Source organism: bacterium, from assembly GCA_020444325.1.
GTDB lineage: Bacteria > Bacteroidota > Ignavibacteria > SZUA-365 > SZUA-365 > BM516.
The window spans coordinates 65467-88688 of sequence record JAHLLD010000017.1 but is presented as its reverse complement, the minus strand read 5'-3'; the positions used below and the strand labels follow the sequence as shown (position 1 = coordinate 88688).

10 protein-coding genes and 1 tRNA gene are annotated in these 23222 nt (G+C 55.8%); 10 read left to right on the top strand and 1 reads right to left on the bottom strand.

Annotation, left to right across the window (positions count from 1 at the left end; genetic code table 11):
• From KQI65_17275 to KQI65_17250, 6 genes are all read left to right on the top strand, one after another.
• Positions 1 to 788, top strand: a 788-nt coding sequence (locus tag KQI65_17275) for a T9SS type A sorting domain-containing protein (GenBank protein MCB2206499.1), incomplete at its 5' end; no start/stop codon positions are given.
• Positions 785 to 2758 (top strand): VWA domain-containing protein, encoded by a 1974-nt coding sequence (locus KQI65_17270; protein ID MCB2206498.1) that lies wholly within the window; start codon positions 785 to 787, stop codon positions 2756 to 2758. The genes KQI65_17275 and KQI65_17270, both read left to right, overlap by 4 nt.
• A gap of 251 nt (positions 2759 to 3009) precedes the next feature.
• Positions 3010 to 3474 carry a nucleotidyltransferase gene (locus KQI65_17265; protein ID MCB2206497.1) on the top strand — a complete coding sequence of 155 codons (465 nt, stop codon included), beginning with the start codon at positions 3010 to 3012 and terminating at the stop codon, positions 3472 to 3474.
• 684 nt (positions 3475 to 4158) lie between these two features.
• A complete protein-coding gene (locus tag KQI65_17260) occupies positions 4159 to 9285 on the top strand; it encodes a T9SS type A sorting domain-containing protein (protein MCB2206496.1) in 5127 nt (1708 codons plus the stop codon).
• A 1780-nt stretch (positions 9286 to 11065) separates the two neighbouring features.
• A complete protein-coding gene (locus KQI65_17255; GenBank protein MCB2206495.1) occupies positions 11066 to 13174 on the top strand; it encodes a T9SS type A sorting domain-containing protein in 2109 nt (702 codons plus the stop codon).
• Positions 13171 to 14979, top strand: a complete 1809-nt coding sequence (locus tag KQI65_17250; GenBank protein ID MCB2206494.1) for a VWA domain-containing protein — start codon at positions 13171 to 13173, stop codon at positions 14977 to 14979. The genes KQI65_17255 and KQI65_17250 overlap by 4 nt, the downstream gene beginning before the upstream one ends.
• Positions 14980 to 14989: 10 nt before the next feature.
• Here the strand turns inward: KQI65_17250 and KQI65_17245 are convergent, their stop codons facing one another.
• Positions 14990 to 15130 carry a hypothetical protein gene (locus KQI65_17245; GenBank protein MCB2206493.1) on the bottom strand — a complete coding sequence of 47 codons (141 nt, stop codon included), beginning with the start codon at positions 15128 to 15130 and terminating at the stop codon, positions 14990 to 14992.
• Positions 15131 to 15380: 250 nt separating this feature from the next.
• Here KQI65_17245 and KQI65_17240 point away from each other — a divergent pair, with 250 nt between their 5' ends.
• From KQI65_17240 to KQI65_17225, 4 genes are all read left to right on the top strand, one after another.
• A complete protein-coding gene (locus KQI65_17240) occupies positions 15381 to 16175 on the top strand; it encodes a type IV toxin-antitoxin system AbiEi family antitoxin (protein MCB2206492.1) in 795 nt (264 codons plus the stop codon).
• On the top strand, positions 16172 to 16960 hold the full coding sequence (locus KQI65_17235; protein ID MCB2206491.1) for a nucleotidyl transferase AbiEii/AbiGii toxin family protein: 789 nt from the start codon (positions 16172 to 16174) through the stop codon (positions 16958 to 16960). The genes KQI65_17240 and KQI65_17235 overlap by 4 nt, the downstream gene beginning before the upstream one ends.
• An 849-nt stretch (positions 16961 to 17809) precedes the next feature.
• On the top strand, positions 17810 to 22918 hold the full coding sequence (locus KQI65_17230) for a T9SS type A sorting domain-containing protein (GenBank protein MCB2206490.1): 5109 nt from the start codon (positions 17810 to 17812) through the stop codon (positions 22916 to 22918).
• 204 nt (positions 22919 to 23122) lie between these two features.
• Positions 23123 to 23196: transfer RNA gene (locus tag KQI65_17225), tRNA-Arg, on the top strand.
• The last annotated feature ends 26 nt before the right edge of the window (positions 23197 to 23222 follow it).

Genomic DNA, 23222 nt, shown 5'->3' with positions numbered 1-23222 from the left:
TGAGTCTGGAAATGATCGGCCGCGGGGCCATTGATATATCAGGGTATCCAGATTGTTACGCAATTACCAAAAGCAAGATAGCAGTCAGTAACGATGGGGGTATGTCCTGGCGCAGTGTTGTCGAGGCACCTAAGACACTGGATGCGCAAGGTATTATCCTCACTGGCGAGGGGGCAGTATTTCTGCATTACCAGGAGAGAGATTCACAGCGGTGGAAATTGCTGAAAAGTACGGATGCCGGTGCGCACTGGGATTCTATAGATGTGATCCAGTACGGTATGATGATCGGTAATATCGATCAAACAGGTAACAGTTTCGGATTGGGCTCCTTGGGGAATAAGTTTTTTATATCATCGACGGACGAATGGAGAACCTACTCAGTTGAGGGTGAGCTCTACGGTTATGCTGGTTACGGGATCTATTCAGATAACTATGACGTCGCATGGGTAACAACTCAATTCTCCATCCTTAAAACCACCAACGGCGGCATCAACTGGACGAACGTCACACCGTCCTTGCCGCAATCCCCACGCATCCTCTCCACTTGGCCACAGCCGGTGTCGCAGGGTGGGATGATGAATACCGAGCTCGAATGCACCCGGCCGGGACCCGTCCGCATCGAGCTCTATGATCTCCTTGGCCGTAGGAGGGCGGTGGTGTTGGATGCTGAGGTCACTGTCACCCGGCGAACCGTGCAATGGTCCACCATCGGACTCGAGCGCGGGGTGTACATGCTGCGCTTGGTGACGGGAAGCGGCGTTGCAAACACGAAGGTAATGGTGAAATGAGACTCCAAACGGCAATAGCGTCCGTGATGCTTCTACTGGTAGCCATCCCTGCTGTCGCCCAGCCCCTGAGCGTATCGATAGAATCCATCGATGCCTCACGGCTCCCACGCATGAAAATGGAGGCGGCGGTGCGGTGGAACGGTGCGCAGCTACTGTCGACGCAGGGACTCTCGCTCTCCGTGATCGAGAACGGACAGTCCATCCCCGCTGATATCTGGTGTCCCGACACGGCGACAGGCACGGCGGTGGCGCTGGTGCTGGATAACTCCGGTTCGATGACGGGAGTGGATTTCGACAGCCTGAAAACGGGTGCCCTCTCCGTTGTGCGCATGCTCGGTCTCGGAGACGAAGCCGCCATCTATCACTTTTCGAATGGCGGGGAGCGCGTGATTGATTTCACCGGGGATATCCCATCACTGGAAACAGCGATCGGTAATCTCTCGCTTGGAGCCAATACGCCCATCTATCACACCATGAGCATCGCCCTGCAGGATCTCGCCGCACATCCCGCTGCGAGAAAATTTCTGCTGGTGTTTACCGATGGAGTGGACAATGGTTCGTCGGAACGGCCTGAAGATGTGGCGGATGCGATCCTGGTGCAGAACATCACACTGTTCATGATCGGGTACGGCAGCAACATGATGAGCCAGGGAGTCATGGAGGACGTGGCGCGGCGATCAGGCGGCTATTATCAGCGCGTCTACGCTCCGGCGCAGCTCGCAGCACTGCTGCGCGAGATAGGCGAGGAGATACTCACACAGAACTGCGTGATCACCTGGGAAACGAACTGCACGGATAGTCTTCGTGCCCTGCATGTCACTGCCCAGTATCGAGGGGAAGTGGCTGAGGCGGATACGTTGTTCACATCGCCCTGGCGTCCGGATCAGCTGCACCTGCGCGTGTCCGGTCCTGCGCGTCTCACTCCCGGCCAGCGCGGTATTGTTTACGTGGATCTCGAACCCCGCGTCCCGCGAGAACTCCCGCTCTCATTCGAGTTCCTCCTGCGTACCGATCCGGAGCTGCTCGAACACACGGCGCTTACGCCGGTTACGCTTGGAACCATCACGCAGAACACCGCTGTCCAACTCATCGAGCTGCGGCCGGGCACATACCGCTTCCGTGCCGAATACGTCTATCCCGGACTTGAGACCGGACACCTCGTCGGCATCTCCATGCGTGCCCTTGCAGCGGCAAGCAGTCGTGTGGTGCATATCCAGATCGACAGTTTAACGCTCACGAGCGGGTGCCCCAACACGGTGACGCAGGACGGATTCGTGATGGAAATCTGTCAGTGCGAGGAGACGCTCATCGCGCATATCGACACGGTTGTAATCGCGCCGAGCGGAGAGGAGTTGGACGTGAACGTGTGCTGGGAATTCTTCGGCGGACAGCCGTCGCAGCTGCGCGGCGAAGTGCGTTATGACAGCAGTGTACTCGTATTCAGTGACGTCGTTTCGAGCGATGCCGGGTGGGATTTCCGCACCGAACTGTCGGAGCAGGGGATACTGCTGGTGGAGGGCGTGCCAGTGAATCCGAGTGGGACCCCCTGCATGGTGCTGCGCTTCCGTACGCCGATCACCAGGGATGTGCTTCGCGACCACGTGACCGTGCCGAAACTCACCGCGTACGCCCGCTGCTGCGAGGATGCCGATTCCCTTTTCTCGCGAGTGTACGTGGACGGCATCTGCAATCCTCTGCTTCGCAGACGTGATATCGTGAGTCTCTTTCCGCAGCCCGCATCGCAACAGGTGCAGCTCACCGGACAGCTGCAGAGCATCCGCAGCGCAGCACGAGGCAGACTCAGACTGTATGCCTCCGACGGCACGCTTGTCACGGAGAAGGCGGTCACGGTACGCGCTGACGGAAGCATCTCCGAGAGCCTTGATGTTTCCACTGTGCTGCCGGGGAGCTACACGGCTGTCATCTCCATCGGTGATCGTATTTTTGTAAAGCATCTGCTGCGTCTGTGAATCGCTCTGATCACGGATCCGGCAGTTGCGGTCGTGGACGTCCTGGTAGACGATGCAGTCGAGGGTGATGCCCATCGTTATTGCCGTTGTGTCAACGGAGATGTACATTATGTTCATGGATCGGAAACGTACCAGATTGTCACGCCTGTCAGACAGCCCTCCCGAGGATCGCGTACGCGGCACAGCGGAAGAGCGTATCAACCAGGTCTGGCTGCTCACGCTGGAACTCGCATCTCTGAACAAGGACTTCGATGCTGAACGAAGACTACAGAGACATGTTACGCATCTTGTCCGAAGAGAAGGTTGAATTCCTTCTCGTCGGCGCCTATGCTCTTGCAGTACACGGTTACCTGCGTGCAACGATGGATATTGACCTCTGGGTCATGCCATCCCCGCAGAACGCAGAGGCGGTGCTCACTGCGCTTCAACGTTTTGGAGCACCGCTGCACGAGGTCACACACCGCGATTTCGAAGAAGAAGGGACCGTCTTCCAGATCGGTATTGCCCCCCGGCGCATTGACATTCTAACATCGGTAACCGGCCTTGAATTCAACGAAGTGTACGCTCGCTCGACTGTCGTGAATGTCGATGGGATCGACGTGCACGTTCCTCCTGTTGAAGACTTGATTACGAATAAACGGTCCACAGGAAGGACAAGGGATCTGGCCGACGTCGAAGCCCTCGAAGCGATCAGGGATGCACAGACTGATATCTGATAGCACAATCGATATCGTTGATGAATTTCGATTCCCTCTGTTTTGCCGCACACCCGAAAATCCCGTATTTTCCACGGAAGTCTGAACAGTTCAAACACGAGCGAAGTGTTCAGAATATTTTTCTGAACAGTGGCTGCGGCTTCGCTAAGTCATTGATTTTATTACGCTCCCGTAGCTCAGGTGGATAGAGCATCTGCCTTCTAAGTGGAACGAACAGTTAAACTAATCGATCTGCCTGCAGGGATTTACGGCGATTCTGAACAGTTGAGCACTCAATTCGAGCCTGATTTCTGAACAAATTCTGGGAGATTTGTTCCGGAAATTCTGCACAGATCATGGAATTTTGTGGCAATAGGGAGGTCAAGCGCTTGCTCTTGCTGGAAGAGCCAATGCAGCTTGGCAGAGATGGAGATCGGAAAGCAGCCTGCTTTTCGGCGCACCTGACGAAAGGGAGATGGTTAGTCAAGATGGGCTGGTGAGGTCTTCGATGCGCGCATCTTGACAAACAAAATATACCTCTGTACCTTCTATTCATGAAATAACGCCGGTGTATTTCGTTATGGATGAGCCAGGTTCCTGATTGGCGTGTACTGACGTTTTTCTACGATACCTGGCGATGATATTGCGGCAGCACAGCCTGATCAGACGTATCACGCTTACGAAATCTGGGAAGAAGAGGTCGCCATGAACCTTCGCATCATTCTCTCGCTCGGGAGTCTCCCGATTCTTGCGTGCATTTTTTTTATAGTATTTATTTCTGTCCCAATTACTTCCCCGGCCCAGTCTCAGAATGCGGAGCGGATTCCAGTAACTTTCCCCGTCCTGTTCACGCGCAACGACGGACAATGGGATTCCTCGGTTCGCTATGCGGTATTGCACCAGGCGAGCCGCGTATCGCTGCGCGGCGATGGCATCGATATCAGCTTTCCGGATAGTCGTCCCCGTCGGATGCCTGAGCAAGAAACTGTCGGCATCGCACGCAATCGCGAATACATGCGATTTGTGCAGTCGGGACCTTCGATGGAGGTGGTTGGGGGTGAACGTACCGAATCACTGATGCATTTCTACTATGGGCTGTCGCGTGAAGGGGCAACGGAGAACGTTGCAACATTCAAGCAGGTTGTGTATGAAAACGTCTGGCCCGGGTGTGATGTCGTCTATGTCTCGGAAGGAGACAAACTGATCCAGCGCACCATATTGCGGCCCGGTGCGGATCCGGCCGATGTCAAATTCGAGGTGACACCAGGCACTGCGGAAGACTATCGCCGTACTCGCGTGCTGGGGGATTCACCGCGATCCGGGACGGATCCGGTGGTGCTTCAGCAGGGGAACGTCGTCTCGTTTTCATTCCTGCCCGGAATCCTGCATGACGCGATAGTCCTGGAAACGGAATTCAACACGTTCTTTGGAGACCCGCACGGTCAGACATCGCTCGCATGCGACGTTATGCCCGGTGGTTCCGTGTTGCTTTATGGCTACGGATTGGTTTCGTACGATGCAAAACCGGGGTTCATACCACCGCAGGACAGTACATGTGCTTTCAACAGTATCCAGGAGAACTTTTTTGCCGAATTCTCCTGTGACGGACGCTCGCTTCGGTTCTGCACGAATCTGATCGGTCATGCAAGGGCTGATGGGCTCATTCGAAATACAATCCAGATCTTCGTGGACGATACCAGCGGTTATTTTCTCCAGACGGCGCAGATGGATGACGACAAGTCTCTGAGCGAACATCCCACATGTGCCCTCCCACTTCGTCCACCGCTTATCGACGGGCGACCGGGCAGCGGAGAGAAATCTACATGGCTCGGCAAGCTAACGCGAGACGGGCATCTCACTATCAGTACCTACATCTCAGGAATCCTGTCGACGCGGGTGCTCCGCGCGCGCGACGGCGGAGTTCTGCTCAGCGGTTTCCAACAGAATGGAGTCGTGCCGCAACCGTTCCTGCATTATACCAAACAGCCGTTGGATGAGAGCGGCGGGATGCTGGTGAAACTCAATGCGCGCTGCGATTCGGTGCTGATCGGCGTGAACCTCGACTTTCTGGGCGACAGTCTCCACGTTGTTTCGATGGACGAACTCAGTGACGGCAGTGTAGTGATCGCCGGGGTCACAAACCGGGCACCGGTGACGCGAAACGCCTGGCAGCCGCAGCACGCAGGAATGATCGACCTGTATATCGCCCGGTTGACCCCGGGGATGGACTCGGTGCTCTGGGCGACGTTTCTCGGCGGGGAGAGCGATGAGTATCTGGCCGGCGCGGGGAAATGGTACTGCCGGTGGGGGGGAGGGCCGACCCTGCATCGGAGCTGGCGAATTCTGGACGGGGCTTTCGGTGCATCAACGAATCACTGCCTGGCGGTCGACGCGGATGATGGGATATGGGTAACCGGAACCACACTGTCGAGCTCGATGCGCGAGGTGCCGGGAAACGCGCCGAGAAACACACGGGGGGCGATGGACATGCTGCTCGCCCGGTTCGATCGCGACGGGCAGCCGACAATGGTCAAGACGTTCGGCGGCCTGACCGAGAGTGCGTGCGGGGGTGATGAGTGGGCGCTGAATCTGGAGATCCTCCCATGCGGGAATTGTCTCGTGACCGGGCTGAGCAGGACAGTGGATTTTCAGGAGGTGGGCGGCATGCCCTGGGACAGACGTGTGCAAGGGGTCAACAGATGCGATGTCAATATCCTGGCATCGTTCGACCGCGATGGAAACATGCTGTTTTCATCCTGGTACCCGGAGTTCGTGGTGCTGTCCCAGCGCTACGATCCTTCCGGTCATCTTGTCGGCGCTCCCCCAGCATTTCATCATCAGTTCGCGACAACATCTTCAGAATGGGATTATCGCGACGACTGGGCGTTCATGCGCACCTACAACGCGCTTCAACCCGCACTCGCCTCTCCTGGCCCCAGTCCTTACGACGCCATACTCACCCGGCAGTACCTGCCACTCTGCGGGGAGGATGCGATCAGTTGTGCGTTTACGGTGCCGGATACGATCCGGCGCGACAGTACGCGCGGGTATCTGAGTGACTCGTTCATACCACTCGACGTGACGATCACAAACCCGGATCCGACACGCGCGGTGTTCGATCTGCAGGCGGAGCTGCGGCTTCCGCCGGGGTTTGTCCTTGTTCCGGATACGATGCCGCTGCTGCTCTATGCGGCACCCATGCTCGCTCCGGGTGATACTGCGTATGCGCAGTGGGTTCTGCAGGTGCGACCGGACCTTATTGCTGATACGCTGCTGCCCATCACGGTTGTCACCCATTACCGCTGGGCGGATCATTTGGACAATTGCCTGCAGTCCCACGGCGGCTGCAGGGCGGAGATCGTCTACGCGCGCAGGGACAGCAAGCGCATGGAACTCTCCTGCGATCTCGATGCGCCGATGTTACTCATGATCGATGCGACCGGCGAACGCTATGTGAGCGATACGATTCCCGTCACGCTCACATTGCGCAATCTCGGTGAGGAAGCTGTTCTCCCAGGCGAGGTTGCGTTGCAGGTGCGCGTGGATGGCGAGCCGGGCACGGCAGGAGTGTCACTGCTTCCCGAGGGAGATCATATTCACTACCTCGATCGACTGCAGCCGAATGCGGAGGTGCAGAGTCAGTGGATCGCGCATGTCGACCGGCGCGGTTTCGATCGTGAAGTCACCTTCGAGGTCGTCGTGCGCGATGAGATCGGCCAGCTTCCCGTTGCCTGTCTCGCGACGGTGCATGTGCCGGGCATTCCTGCGCTGCGCTGCAGCCTGAGCGCACCGGATGCGCTGTATCCGGTCTCAGACATGGGATTCGAAGATTTTGCCATGGAGCTGCAACTCGAGAACGTCGTCGATACGCTCGTGCGGCGCGTTGAAGCCGAGGTCGATCTCTCACAGGCGCCGCATCTGAGATTGTCCTCAGGGGAGACGGCACGTCATTACCTGGGACCGACCGCGGCCTCGGCCATACGTACGTCATTGTGGCAGCTCGCAGTGGATCCCGCGCCGCAGGATAGCAGCACGGAGACGATCACTGTCTGGTACTGGTATCAGGAGGATTCCACACGGAGGAGCTGTGAGATACGCATACAGCTTATTCCCGTCATCCAATCGTCGGTCTGTTCGATCACTGCCCCGGCAGTGCTCAACGTGGATGACAGTCTGCTGCTTCCATCCCCGTTCACGCTGGATTATCGTCTGCGCAATACCGGCAATGAAACGCTGGAGGTGGGACGCTATGTGCTGTCCCTCGCGCCGCCTGAAGGACTACTCGCCCACGACCCGCTCAGCGTGGCAGGGGGAACGCTTGCTCCGGGCACGGAGGCAAACAGAACGTGGCGTGTGCAGGCAAAGGCACTGCAATCCGCACGATCGGCGGTGCTGACGGTGGAGGCGCGCGACCTGCAGGACAGTGTTCTCTCGACCTGCATGCACATGCTCAACATCCCGGCGATTGACGGACTGCGATGCACGCTGACGGCAGAGGATACCGTGCGCTTCGTGCGAACTCCGCCGGGTTACCAGCCATCTCCGCTGAATCTGCGACTGGACCTTCGCAACGTCCTCGACGAAATCCACACCAACATCGAAGCAATCATAAATCTCACGCAGTCGCCGCGTTTGACGCTCGATCCGTCAGAGACCGCGAGCAAAACCATTGCCGTCATGGAGAGTCACTCCACCGCGAATCTCACCTGGCTTCTCATCCCGCAGCCTGCATCCACGGCCGAAGATCAGGAAATCATCGTGCGCTACCGCTCCGATGAGCAGGCCGCGTGGAAACAGTGCAGCGTGATCATTCACATCGAAGCCTGGCCGGAGGAGCCCGGCATCACGTGTGAGACAGGCGGACACGATTCGCTGTTTGCCGACTGGTACGAAGAACGCTTCATTCCCGATCCACTGCATGTATCCTACACCGTGACCAATACCGGCACGGTTACGCTCACGGGATGTGAGGCATCGATCATTCTGCCACCGGAGTTCTCCCTCGCTGGCTCAGACGGCACGCAAAGCTTTACCTCACCGGAATACGCCAATCAGCCGGGAGGTCCCGTACCGGACGGGACACTGCTCCCCGGAGCAAGCTGCTCGCGCTGGTGGAAGATTACACCGGCAAAGAACATTGCGGATATTGATCCGAGACTTGCTACATGGATCTGGAAAAGCAATGAACAGGGAACGGAGAGCGGGTGCACGCATATCGTCTACATCATCCCCGACAATCCACCGGGGCTCGTGCTCACACCGCTGCATCTGTACTTCGAAGCCGAACGGGGCGGTGCACTGCCGGTGGAACAGCAGGTTCAGCTGTGGACGGGTGGAGGACTCGCCATGCCATGGACGGCACAGCCATCAGAGTGGTGGCTGGATGCGCAACCGACAAGCGGCAGCCAGTCCACACAGATCTCCGTGCAGCCGAACAGCACGATGCTCGAAGTAGGAGCACATAACGCGGATCTGCTGTTCGCCGCAACGCCGACGGATCGTCACGTCACTATCACGTATGTCATCCGCAAGAGTACGGGTATCGAGTCGCCAGCCACACCGGGAGTGCTCACCCTCGATGCCTGGCCACAGCCGGTTGCAGCGGGTGCGCGGTTGTACGTCCGCATAGGCGGCGAAGCGGGCGGAAGCTGCCGCCTGACCCTGCACGACCTGCTGGGACGGCAGCGACTGACGCGATATGCAGAAACTGCATCACCTGTGGTGATTGACCTCGGTGCGCTGCAACTGCCAACCGGTGTGTACCTGCTCCGAGCCATTGCCGAGGACGGTGCGCAGGCGACACGGATGATTTCGGTGACTGGAGGGAGATGAGTCGAATCGCATCGTGATCGAGGGAAAGAGATGCTGATAGAAGGGAGGCTGATATTGCGTGGAGACGAATGGGTTCTCTCCTTTGTCTCCACCCGAAAATCCCGTATTTTCCACAGAAGTCTGAACAGTTCAAACACGAGCGAAGTGTTCAGAATATTTTTCTGAACAGTTCTTGCGGCTTCGCTAAGTCATTGATATTATTACGCTCCCGTAGCTCAGGTGGATAGAGCATCTGCCTTCTAAGTGGAACGAACAGTTAAACTAATCGATCTGCCTGCAGGGATTTACGGCGATTCTGAACAGTTGAGCACTCAATTCGAGCCTGATTTCTGAACAAATTCTGGGAGATTTGTTCCGGAAATACTGAACAGAAGCGGATACTGCGTACGGATCGAATGGTCCTGCGCATTCTCCCTCTCTCCGTGGGTGTCGTAGAGAAAATGCTGTCGTCCAAGCCAGACCATTGAGGAGCCGGACGTGCGATGGCTCTGAAACGGTTGCGCATAACCCGAGCGCGGAATCCTGGGGGTGTGAGCATGCCGCACGGCACGTGAAAATTATTCACGATTTCTGGGAGCTTCTTGGTTGAAGCGATACTTTACCTATGTTGCTGCAGTCCACAATTAACTCCACAATTAAGGAGTACCCCCCCCCTTTATGCCTATAATGGCCCGGTTTTTGCATTACCAAAGCTGAACTTCGCACTTGTTTTCAGACTCTGTTCTGTGATGATGAGGCAGGCTCCGAGAGTCCGCTGAATACAGTTGTCGAATGTGTGGTGGAGGTGCCTATGGATAGGGATGAGTAGACCTTTCTCAACGTACGTATCGTCGTCGACGTGACACAAGGTTGATAGGAATGTGTATCGACGATTCATAGACTGGACGGTCATATCAACGTCCTACACGCCCTCAGGACTTTGTTGGGGACTCCGTCTGACGTTCAATTTGAAGGTATCTTCGCGACGATGACGCCATGAAGGTGGGTGCTGAGCAATGCTCAGACAAAATCGAGAAAATCCGTTGAATCAGATTCAATCATTCACGAACTTCTCAGCAGAGGTGCTATCATGAGGACATCACAGCTCGCATTTACGTTCATTCTCACGGTCCTGCTGGTTGACAGTTTGTCAGCACAGCCTATGGCAGACGTCGGAGACCTGATACCTACTGTTGAGCTTCAAGGTTCAACTGGTGAGGAATCCGCACTATTAACCGATGACATCTGCACCGTTCCGATAGACATGACTGGGAGCCCAACGGCTTATCGTTATGTTACTGCGGGAACCTGTATAGAAATTATTCCAACCACGTGTCCGGAATGTTCAGGATGTGACTGTTCTCTGACGATCGATGGGCCAGGAAAGAATAATGAGATTCATTTGTGGTGGTGTGATAACGGTACACCAAAGACGGGATACAGTCTCTGTATATATTTTGACCAGGGTGGCGATTTTACATTCACCCTCGATGTATGTCCAGGCGAGACTGGATCGATCGAATGCGGAACATGTTGTGGCCGTTAGTTTTGGATGTTCGGGAGGAGGTAGCCACTTCTCCCGAACATATTTTCCGTAGACCAGTTCCTATTACGAGGTGTAGTGCAATTCGAGGTCGGCAGCATGTATATAGTCTATGTGATAATCATTGTTTCTGCTTTATTCGTTCCAAACGAACTGACTTCCCAGCCATACATGACCGTGCATCCTGACTATGATCCGATCCCGTATACCGGAGTATTCCAGCTCGGTGACAGAATCTATCGTGTCGGTCTGCATCATGTGATCGAAACGTCGTCGGATAATGGCGACAGTTGGACTTCGTTAACGCCATCGGGGCCGCAGTTCAATATTCTCCAGGTGGCGGCATCGGGGAACTACGCATTGTGCTTGTTGGATCCTATGCGTTTCGCGCCGGAAGATTGGGAGGATTCGACCCACACTTCTGTCATGCTTTTTCGTAAAGACCGTCTGGAGCCGACACTTCTGCAGGTACCATGGTTCGTTAAACCGAAGGACCTCGACAGAAAAATGAATGTCGATGCAACAGGCGATGCGTTGTTCATCTCACAGGTTGGAGAGCAGCAGGTACTGCTGCGCTCCTCCGATGAGGGAGTGTCATGGCAACCGATTCCCATCCCTGATAGTCTGGGAGATCGACATTTCCCATACTTTATCGACAGGGATCGAGGGATATTGGTCTCCGCGATTCCCGGTGATGGTCGGACGGCTGCAGTCTACGTGACACACGATGCGGGCGCTACATGGAATAACCCCGGGATTCACACAGCGCTTCCATCAACCGGTTACTTGTCCAGAGTGCCACCGCTCACATGGCTCTCAAAAGACACGGTCTTCCTGATTGATGAATCGAATGCAACGCTTCTGTCGACCGATGGCGGCTTGCACTGGTCAGTACAATCCGACAACACGACGCTTCCGATCATTGATTGTTTGACCATGGACCACACTGGGGTTGGCTATTATAGCTGCGAGGATGGGGCTGTTTATAGAGTGGAAGAGTATGGACGCAGCAGCCTTCGGGTACGGGACAAAAGCTACACGGAATTGCCGCAGAGAATAGAGTTGTGCAGTCCGGAACCGGATAGAATTATCTGTGTTAATCGATATGGTGGGTCCTTTTACTCGAGGGACGGAGGTCTGACATGGATCGATGAGAAATTCCAGTCCTTGTACTTTCCGAAAGATCTCCAACTGTTATCAGACCAGACTGCATACGTTCACCTGTTCCCTACGGATCGTGTGATGAATAACGGTCTGTATCTGGTCACGGACAACGGTGGCGAATCATGGAAAACTGCTTACGACATCGATCAAGCGGGAAAGGACTGGCTGTACATTCATATTGCTACGCCTTCCGTGTGGTATGCTGTAAGGAAACCCGATCAAAATGACAGCACAGTATTATTGCGAACAAGCGATGCCGGAGTCTTATGGAAACCCGTGTTCGCCCGGACAATCAATTATCCGCTGATCAACCTATGGCAGGGGACATTTTCCGTCGGTGAGGACACTCTCTGGTTTCCCTGCAGCGATGGTCTTTTCGCCACACACGATGGGGGAGAGACCTGGGCTCATCTCGAGGTTGATATGGGAAACACAGCTCATGGTGCTCTGGATATTTCCGATTACCCGCATTGCTACATGCTTTCCGGGAACAAGGTCGCGGTGAGTTCGGATGCAGGTACTACATGGCGGTATTTCGAGAATGGCGGGGATCTGTACAATCCCAGGATCCTGATCTCGGCGAATAAGACAGCGTATCTGCATTTCAGGGAGAAGGGAACGTGGCGTTGGAACCTTTTGAAAAGCACAAATGCCGGGATATCATGGGATTCCATTGATGTCATTCAGCAACAAGTGTATATCGGGAATATAGATGCGGGCGGCAATAGCTATGGCATGAGCACTATCTCCTCGCAGGCATTTCTATCCACAACCGATGAATGGAGGAATACTACTGTAGAGGGAGAACTTTATGGAAGAACTGTTGGGGGCATCTACTCTCGTAGTTACAACATATCCTATGCCGCACTTGGGGGATCGATCATAAAAACCACCAACGGCGGCATCAACTGGACGAAGGTCACACCGTCTTTGCCACAATCCCCGCGCATCATCTCAACGTGGCCGCAGCCGGTGTCGCAGGGTGGAATGATGAGTACGGAGGTCGAACTCACACGTCCGGGATTCGTGCGTATCGAGCTGTACGATCTTTTGGGCCGCAGGAGGGCGGTAGTGTGGGATGCTGAGGTCGCTGCCACCCGGCGAACCGTGCAGTGGTCCACCGCTGGACTCGAACGCGGTGTGTACGTGCTGCGGTTGGTGACGGGAAGCGGCGCTGCAAACACGAAGGTAATGGTGAAGTGAGACTCAAAGCTGCAATAGCGTCCCTGGTGCTTCTCCTGGCAACCATCCCCGCTGCCTCCCAGCCCCTGAGCGTATCGATAGAATCCATCGATGCCTCACGGCTCCCACGTTTGAAGATGGAAACAGCGGTGCGGTGGAACGGTGCGCAGCTGCTGTCGACGCAGGGACTCACGCTTTCCGTGATTGAGAACGGGCAGTCCATCCCCGCCGATATCTGGTGTCCCGACACGGCGACAGGAACAGCGGTGGCGCTGGTGCTGGATAATTCCGGTTCGATGACGGGAGTGGATTTCGATAGCCTGAAAACTGGTGCCCTCTCCGTCGTGCGCATGCTCGGCATCGGCGACGAAGCCGCCATCTATCATTTTTCGAATGGCGGGGAGCGCGTGATTGACTTCACCGGGGATATCCCATCACTGGAAACAGCGATCGGGAATCTCGCGATAGGAGCCAATACTCCCATCTATCACACCATGAGCATCGCCCTGCAGGATCTCGCCGCACATCCCGCTGCGAGAAAATTTCTGCTGGTGTTTACCGATGGAGTGGACAATGGTTCGTCGGAACGGCCTGAAGATGTGGCGGATGCGATCCTGGTGCAGAACATCACACTGTTCATGATCGGGTACGGCAGCAACATGATGAGCCAGGGAGTCATGGAGGACGTGGCGCGGCGATCAGGCGGCTATTATCAGCGCGTCTACGCTCCGGCGCAGCTCGCAGCACTGCTGCGCGAGATAGGCGAGGAGATACTCACACAGAACTGCGTGATCACCTGGGAAACGAACTGCACGGATAGTCTTCGTGCCCTGCATGTCACTGCCCAGTATCGAGGGGAAGTGGCTGAGGCGGATACGTTGTTCACATCGCCCTGGCGTCCGGATCAGCTGCACCTGCGCGTGTCCGGTCCTGCGCGTCTCACTCCAGGCCAGCGCGGTATTGTTTACGTGGATCTCTATCCCCGCGTCCCGCGAGAACTCCCGCTTTCATTCGAATTCCTCTTGCGTGCCGATCCGGAGCTGCTCGAACACACAGCGCTGACGCCGGTCACGCTGGGAACCATCACACAGAACACTGCCGTCCAGCTCGTCGAGCTGCGGCCGGGCACATACCGCTTCCGTGCCGAATACGTATACCCCGGGCTTGAGACCGGACACCTGGTCGGCATCTCCATGCGCGCCCTGGCAGCAGCAAGCAGTCGTGCGGTGCATATCGAGATCGACAGCTTAACCCTCACGAGCGGGTGTCCGAACACCGTGACACAGGAAGGATTCGTGATGGAAATCTGTCAATGCGAGGAGACGCTCATCGCGCACATCGATTCGGTTGCAATAGCGCCGAGCGGAGAGGAATTGGACGTGAACGTGTGCTGGGAATTCTTCGGCGGTCAGCCGTCACAGCTGCGCGGCGAAGTGCGCTATGACAGCAGCGTACTCGTGTTCAGCGACGTCATCTCGAGCGATGCCGGGTGGGATTTCCGCGTCGAACTGCCGGAGCAGGGGAAGCTGCTGGTGGAGGGCGTGCCGGTGAATCCGAGCGGGACCCCCTGCATGGTGCTGCGCTTCCGTACACCGATCACCAGGGACGTGCTTCGCGACCACGTGAGCGTGCCGAAACTCACCGCGTACGCCCGGTGCTGCGAGGATGCCGATTCTCTTTCCTCGAGGGTGTACGTGGATGGCATCTGCAATCCTCTGCTTCGCAGGCGTGATAACGTGAATCTCTTTCCGCAGCCCGCAGCGCAACACGTTCAGCTCACCGGTCAGCTGCAGAACCTCCCGCAGCGCAACACGAGGCAGACTTAGACTGTATGCCTCAGACGGCACGTTTGTCACGGAGAAGGCGGTCACAGTCCGCGCTGACGGAAGCATTTCCGAGAGCCTGGATATTTCCTCTGTGCTGCCGGGGAGCTACACGGCTGTCATCTCCATCGGTGATCGTATATATGTAAAGCATCTGCTGCGGTTGTAGTTTCAGTTTTTTCCGTGCCATCGGCTTATGCCTGCTAACCCTTCAACTCGCCGCACAGGAAATAACAAAGAAATAAGATGCACGCATAAGCCGACGGATCGGAAAGATGGAAGCGCAGCTTTTCGCATACGATTGACCGGAACATCGCAAGATTCGACGTAGATACGATAATTGGGTGTTAAATCAATCAGAAGTGGACACATTGCGTCCACTTGTGTTATATTGCAAACCAGATATGGCACACAAAACGATCACGGAATTTGTGGATCAGCTGCAGCAGCGGGCGAGATATTCGTTTACCCGTGAAGAAGCAGAACGATCGATCGAGACGAACCGTGCAGCGCTTACGAAAGGGCTGCAACGGCTTCAGCACGCAGGCAGGATCCAGAAAATCCGTCGTGGATTTTATGTGATTGTCCCAATCGAGTATCGGACAGGAGGTATGGTACCGCCTGATTGGTTCGTGGATGACCTGATGAAGTATCTTGGGTGCCAGTACTACGTGGGGATCCTTTCGGCGGCAGCACTATTTGGTGCGAGCCATCAGCAAGCGCAGGAGTACCACATCATAACGACACGCCCGCTGCGTGCAATACGACTGGTGAATATGAATGTTCGTTTTTTCCTGAAACGGAGTGCGACAGACACGCCGACAACTTCCATCAAAGGTTATACTGGAAGTTTCCCCGTTTCAACTGCAGCTGCGACCGCATTGGATCTTGTTCGCTTTGCGCATGACATCGGTGGGCTCGACACGGTACTGACTGTTCTGGATGAACTTGTTGATGAGATTATTCCAGAGGATCTGGTACATGCCGCAGATCGCGAACCCGATCTCAGCATCGTTCAGCGCGCGGGCTGGTTGCTGGAGCAGACGAAGCGTCGCCCTGTTACGGTCGATCTTGCAGAGTGGCTTTCAGAAAAACATCCCTCCAAGACGCGGTTGGACGTGCGAGCTCCGTTGATTGGAAGTAAGAAGGATCCTCGCTGGCAGGTTATCGTGAACGCTGATCCGCAGAGCGACGTATGATTCCGACTGCCGATATCATTGCATGGCGCGCTGACCATCCTTGGGTTTCCAATGCCCAGGTCGAGCAGGATTTGATCATAGCGCGTGCGATGCTGGATATGTTCGCTCTTCCATCGTTGCGGGATCAGCTGGCCATGCGCGGAGGTACAGCGCTGCACAAGCTGTATCTGACGCCTGCTTCGCGATATTCGGAGGATATCGATCTGGTGCAAACGCAAGCGGTCCCGATCGGTCAAGTAATGGACGGCATCCACGAGACGCTCGATCCGTGGTTGGGTACACCACGGAGAATACAGAAGGAGAACGATGTCAAGTTGATCTATAGGGTGGATTCGGAAATAGCACCCATAGTGCCGATAAGGATAAAAATCGAGATCAACACGCGTGAACACACTGCGGTGGAAGGGTGGATGGAACAATCTCATAGCGTGACCTCGCGCTGGTACGAAGGGCGGAACACGATACCGACATTCACGATCGAAGAATTGCTCGGGACGAAATTACGCGCGTTGTTTCAGCGTCGAAAGGGCCGTGACCTGTTTGACCTTTGGCATGGACTGAGGCAAGGTCTTGCGGATCCTGCGCGTATCGCCGACATTTTTCAATCATACATGAGTATGGAAGGACAGGTTGTCTCGCAGAGGGAGTTTTCACGGAACCTGGCGCAGAAAATGACACACGCAGGATTCCAAAGTGATTTGCCACCGCTGTTACGGCCAGGTATTCATTATGATTCTGTTGAAGCGCATCGCCTTGTGGAGACGGAATTGATCAGTAGGATCTGAACCGCATTTCATTCAGGACACCAATGCCCGTAGGATTGGGTTATCCTTGTAATCCACACCAAATCTGCAGATATTTATTGATGAATTATTACGCTCCCGTAGCTCAGGTGGATAGAGCATCTGCCTTCTAAGTGGAACGAACAGTTAAACTAATCGATCTGCCTGCAGGGATTTACGGGGATTCTGAACAGTTGAGCGTGCAATCAGGGGATGATTTCTGAATAATTATTGGGAGATTTGTTCCGGAAATTCTGAACAGATTATGGAATTTTGTGGCAGTAGGGAGGTCAAGCAGTTGCTCCTGCTGAAGGAGGTCATGCATGTCGACCGCGATCGGTCTCGGAAATCCGTCTGAATCAAAGGGATATTGACATCGTGAAATATATCATTAGATTATGTACGTACGCTCCCGTGCGCCGGACGACGACCAGGCATACGGTTGCGATGGGGCGTACACGAGGGGAGCCGTTCATTCCGGAGGAAGGGCTACCCGTGAAATGACCGCGTATCATTCCCTCTCTGATATGCGGATAGTTGTTCACGATATTTAATATCTGTTACGAGAGGAAACACAATGAAATGTTCGCACCTGTGTGGCACGATTTTCGCCACACGCACACACAATTCTATCACTTCTCATTCTCAAGTGATTTTGTCAACACATCCATACGGGGGCGCGTTCTGTGTCCCCGTATGGTATATTTTATTGCATCGTAAGGATTACCCTGTTCGAGAGATGAAACCACGGATTCAAGACAGGATCATGCTATGAGATTGGATAGTTCGATACTGGCCGCTGGAACACGTTTTTCGCGGATAGGAATGAGAGTTCATGCATTGCATTTTCGCATGATGCTCATGAATTTCGCCCTGTTTTTATTCTTCCTGCATCCATTGTTAGCCGGCGATCCACCGGCAGGAATACAGTACTCCGTGCCGCTGCAGTTCACCGTGAACGCGGGTCAATGGCAGGAGGATATCCTCTTCGGTATTCTGAACGGGAAAGAAACGCTTTCGCTCAGGCTGAATGGCTTGTACGTCGAAGCACCCATGCCGGACGAAGCGGGGGGAGGAGAAATGCACCCGATTGAGCATGGCAGGATGCTTGTGGACCGCTCCTCGTCGTTAAGCTTCATTGGCGGCAATCCCCGTAGCGTTCTGGGCATGGACAGTCTGCAGGTCGTGTCGAATTTCTACTTCGGCAGTCATTCGGACAGCTGGTACGAATCAGTGGCGAATCACGGCCGTGTAGTGTACAAGGATGTCTGGCCGTATATCGATGTCGAGTACGAAGCGAAGGAAAATCGCCTGCTGCAGCGCATCCGATACCGGCCGGGAGCGGATCTCTCCGCTGCATGTTTTCTCGTGACCGGAGCGCACATGCAGATGGCCATGAAAACCGCGATTAACCGAGGCGGGATAGGTGAAGAAGCGCAGATGAGTGATGTACAGCTCGTATGGTCCGGGGATACGGTGGGGTATCGTCTTGAACGTGGAATGGTGTACAACGGCTACTGCCTGGAAACGGAGTTCACGACGTTCGTGCGCGGACTGGAAGGAACGCACTCCGAGATCACGGATGACTCAGGAGAGATGACGATTTCGGGCTGGGCGAGACAAGGATTGCCAATGAAGAATTCCTTGCCGATTGACCGCCCCAGATTTAACTGCATCGTGCGTTTTACGTGTGACGGTCAGGATCTACTATTCAGTACGTATCTGATGCTTCTACCTACTTGGGATTGCAGAAATTACGAACACGGGAAACGGCTTGCACGCGATACGGATACGTCGTTTTTCTATCTGGTCAACTGGATGCCAACGGAAAGCGACTACATACACCATCGACCTTCCGGTGGATATCCGCCCGTATCGTCGAATGCTCTGCAGGAATACGATACACTGTGGACGAGCTACCTGGGGCGCTTCTCCCGCACGGGGCACGTGCTTTTCGGAAGTACCTTCGGCCATCGCTGGGAAACGGGACGATCGCTCATTTTCCTTACGGATATCGAGCGTGCAGATGACGGCAGTCTGTATCTGTTGGGTATGGCAAAGGATGAGCATTTCCCGTATGTACTGTCTTCGGCGCTGTATCCGCCCACCGATGAATGGGGATCGTATATTCTTCGCCTGGGGCGCGATTGCGATACCGTGCTTGCAGGCACGTTCTTTGTTCCAGGAAATTACGGCTGCTTCACCACCGACATCGCAATCGATATCGACGGGAGCATCCTGCTGGCGGGGCAACTCGATCTCGGTGAACTGCCGGTCACGGCCAACGCCTTTCAACCGGTCCGCCCCGTGCCCGATCCGAATCCCTCTTATCACTTGTACATGAACAGGCGGGATAATTTCATCACGAGGCTTTCTACGGATCTCGATCGTATCGAATATTGCAGCTATCTGGGAGGTTCACGTAGCGAGGATGCGTCCGTTGGGTGTGGTCTTGTAGATCATGATAGCCTTGGCTTCTTCGTGTTTAACAGCAATCACTTCACAATCAGCCATACCCGATTTCAACCGCGGATCATTCCGGATGGTACGGGAGGTGCTATCGTCGCGGGCCTGACGCGCTCGGCGGATTTTCCACTGCTGCATCCGGTGCAGTCGGAGGTGAAAATCGATCCGTTGAGTTCGAGTTTCGACGGCACGCTTTTCATCACGCGATTCGACCGATCCGGGGATGTGCTGTTCTCCACTCTGTATGGAGGATCCGACAAGGAAATGCTCCATCAACTGCAGATGCTCGATTGCGGGAGGATTCTACTGGGTGGAGAGACGAGGTCGGAGGATTTTCCCTTAAAGAACTCGGCCGCATCGCGGGATACCTTGCTCCCCGATGGTGTTTGGATAAACAACGCGTTGTTCCTGACCGTGTTCAATCTTGATGGCGGTTTGCATCTCTCGACCCTGTGGGGCGATGCGATGCTTATAAATTTTGAACTTGATCAAGCCCCCTCCTACATGTCTGGCGGGTACGTGTTTCTCGCCGATAATTTAAATGCTACAGGCAATCTTGGCTCCTTTCTGCTCACTCCATGCAATTCCTTCTGGTTTGAACCGGATAGTTTGGGGTCACTTTTTTCAAGAATTCCCATCTCCCGCTACTACTTCCCTCTGTGCGACGAGGACTTTCTCGGTTGCGATCTGCGGGCGCCGGGGCGGGTGGTGATCGATACCGTGCGGCGGAGCATCGTGCCGGCGCGCTTTCCCGTTCGGCTGACGACGTACAATCCGCATGAGAGCTACATCGCGACCGGGACGGAACTGCGCCTGTCTCTGCCCGCGGGGCTGCGACTCGATTCCGCCGATCAGGGGGCGGTGCGCTATCTGCCAGGAGTGATAGGACCGGGCGACAGCAGCACCACCGTGTGGAATGTGGTAGTGGATACCGGACAGGGACTTCCCGATCTCTCGCGCATCGAGGTGGAACAGTGGTATCGCATCGCGGGACTGCCGGTCAACTGCCTGCGCTCCTATAGCGCCTGCGCCTTGGACATGGAGATCACACGCGGCAGTCTGCCCGTGCCCGAACTGCGCTGCACGGTGGAGATGCGGGATACGCTGAGCAATGAGGAACGCCTGCTGCCCCTGCGGCTGGTTCTGGAGAATGTCGGCACCGAACACAGCGGCATGCTCCGCGCCACCGTAGGCATCACCGGCGAGGGCGTGACCGTGGAGCCGACGGGAGACAGCACGCGTACGCTGGGTGTGGGTTCGGGTGCCCGGCATGAAGAGGACTGGCTGCTGCGCGCCGATCGCCGGGCCTGGTCACGACAGGTGCATGTGCATGTAGATGTGTATGATGACTACGGCCGCTTGCCGCTGGCGTGCGGTGCGGATGTCTTTATAGAGGCGGCACCGGGATTGTCGTGTGCGCTTACGGGGCTCGCTCAGCTCACCGCCGACAGCAGCACCGGCGCTCCACAGCCGCGGTACTTCACGCTGTTCGGGGCGCTGACGAATATCACCGACGCGGATGTGACAGGGTTGGAAGCGTCCCTGCAGTGGACGAACGCCCCGTGGCTTCGCATCGCGTCGGGCCGTCCGGTCCGGCAAACATGGGTACAACTGGCAGCGCGGGCGAAGTGGGAGACGGAGTGGCGCATGGAAGCGACGGGGATGCCGATAGATACAACAGCCGTTGATATCCGATTGATGTACCGGCACGCGGCGGACACGGTGTGGAAGTTCTGCACCCACCAATTGACGGCGTATCCCCGACGCACGGAGCTGGCATGCGACCTGTGGGGCACCGACAGTGTGCGCACGGTGGGCGGTGTGCCGGTGCCGCAGGAAATGCTGATTCAGTGCCAGTTGCGAAACGACGGCAGCGTGTCTCGTACGATCAGCGGTGTGGAACTTCAGGTTCCGGGCACGGCCGGGGTGACATTGCTGGATGCGGCACGGCAATCCGGCGGCGCGCTTTCACCGGGCGGTAATCTCCAGCGGCAGTGGCAGTTGCGCGCGCAGGCGTTGCGTCCGAGCCGCATACCGGTTTTCGAAGTCCATGCTTATGAGAAGGGAACGTCGACCGGGATGGACAGCCTCGTGTCGGTCTGCACGCATGCCGTATTCATCGAAGGTATGGACGGACTCATCTGCTCGATGCCCGCCATAGACACGGTGTGCTTCAATCGCGCCATGATCAACTATGAACCCGATACAGTAATGGTGCAATTCGATCTGGAGAATCTGCTCGATACCGAAGAGACCAACATCGAAGCCGTTATCGACCTCACGCAGGCATCGAGGCTCGTGCTGCCTGCAACCGAACCCGCATCAAAAACCATCGCGGCAATAGACAGCCATGCCACTGCCTCGCTCATGTGGAAACTCCTTCCGCAGGCTGCGCCGGTCGCGGAGGATCAGCAGGTCACCGTCCGCTACCGCAGCGATCAGATGACCGAGTGGAAGGAATGCACGGCGACGATTCACATCGAAGCCTGGCCGGAGGAACCCGGCATCACATGTGAGACAGGCGGACACGATTCGCTGTTTGCCGACTGGCACGAAGAACGCTTCATCCCCAATCCACTGCATCTGTCCTACACCGTGACCAATACCGGCACGGTTGCGCTTACGGGTTGTGAGGCATCAATCATTCTGCCTCCGGAGTTCTCCCTCGCTGGATCAGATAGCACGCAGAGCTTCACTTCACCGGAATACGCCAATCAGCCGGGAGGTCCCGCACCGGAAGGGACACTTCTCCCCGGAGCAAGCTGCTCGCGCTGGTGGAAGATAACCCCGGCACAGAACATTGCGGATACTGATCCGAGACTCATCACATGGATCTGGAAAAGCAATGAACAGGGAACGGAGAGCGGGTGCACGCATATCGTCTACATCATCCCCGACAATCCACCGGGGCTCGTGCTCACACCGCTGCATCTGTACTTCGAAGCCGAACGGGGCGGTGCACTGCCGGTGGAACAGCAGGTTCAGCTGTGGACGGGTGGAGGACTCGCCATGCCATGGACGGCACAGCCATCAGAGTGGTGGCTGGATGCGCAACCGACAAGCGGCAGCCAGTCCACACAGATCTCCGTGCAGCCGAACAGCACGCTGCTCGATGTAGGAGCGCATGGCGCAGATCTGCTGTTCGCCGCAACACCGACGGATCGTCACGTGGCTATCACGTATGTCATTCGCAAGAGCACGGGTATCGAGTCGCCAGCCACACCGGGAGCACTTACCCTCGATGCCTGGCCGCAGCCGGTTCCAGCGGGAGCGCGGTTGTATGTTCATATCGGCGGCGAAGCGGGCGGAAGCTGCCGCGTCACCTTGCATGACCTGCTGGGACGCGAGCGACTGACGCGATATGCAGAAACTGCATCACCGGTGGTGCTTGACCTCGGTGCGCTGCAGCTGTCAACCGGTGTGTATCTGCTCCGAGCCATAGCTGATAACGGTGCGCAGGCGACACGGATGATTTCGGTTACGGGTGGGCGATGAGCTGAATCGCATCGTGATGGGGGGAAAGAGATGCTGATAGAAGGGAGGCTGATATTGCGTGGAGACGAATGGGTTCTCTCCTTTGTCTCCACCCGAAAATCCCGTATTTTCCACAGAAGTCTGAACAGTTCAAACACGAGCGAAGTGTTCAGAATATTTTTCTGAACAGTGGCTGCGGCTTCGCTAAGTCATTGATTTTATTACGCTCCCGTAGCTCAGGTGGATAGAGCATCTGCCTTCTAAGCAGAGGGTCGCAGGTTCGAGTCCTGCCGGGAGTGCACCTGCGGCCGTTGAATGCGGCCGT

Bases quoted from the DNA above. Each gene is read 5' to 3' on its own strand.
- KQI65_17235 (MCB2206491.1), top strand. From the start codon at position 16,172: ATGATTCCGACTGCCGATATCATTGCATGGCGCGCTGACCATCCTTGG.
- KQI65_17270 (MCB2206498.1), top strand. From the start codon at position 785: ATGAGACTCCAAACGGCAATAGCGTCCGTGATGCTTCTACTGGTAGCC.
- KQI65_17245 (MCB2206493.1), bottom strand. From the start codon at position 15,130: ATGCTTTACATATATACGATCACCGATGGAGATGACAGCCGTGTAGCT.
- KQI65_17265 (MCB2206497.1), top strand. From the start codon at position 3,010: ATGCTGAACGAAGACTACAGAGACATGTTACGCATCTTGTCCGAAGAG.
- KQI65_17260 (MCB2206496.1), top strand. From the start codon at position 4,159: ATGAACCTTCGCATCATTCTCTCGCTCGGGAGTCTCCCGATTCTTGCG.
- KQI65_17240 (MCB2206492.1), top strand. From the start codon at position 15,381: ATGGCACACAAAACGATCACGGAATTTGTGGATCAGCTGCAGCAGCGG.
- KQI65_17230 (MCB2206490.1), top strand. From the start codon at position 17,810: ATGATGCTCATGAATTTCGCCCTGTTTTTATTCTTCCTGCATCCATTG.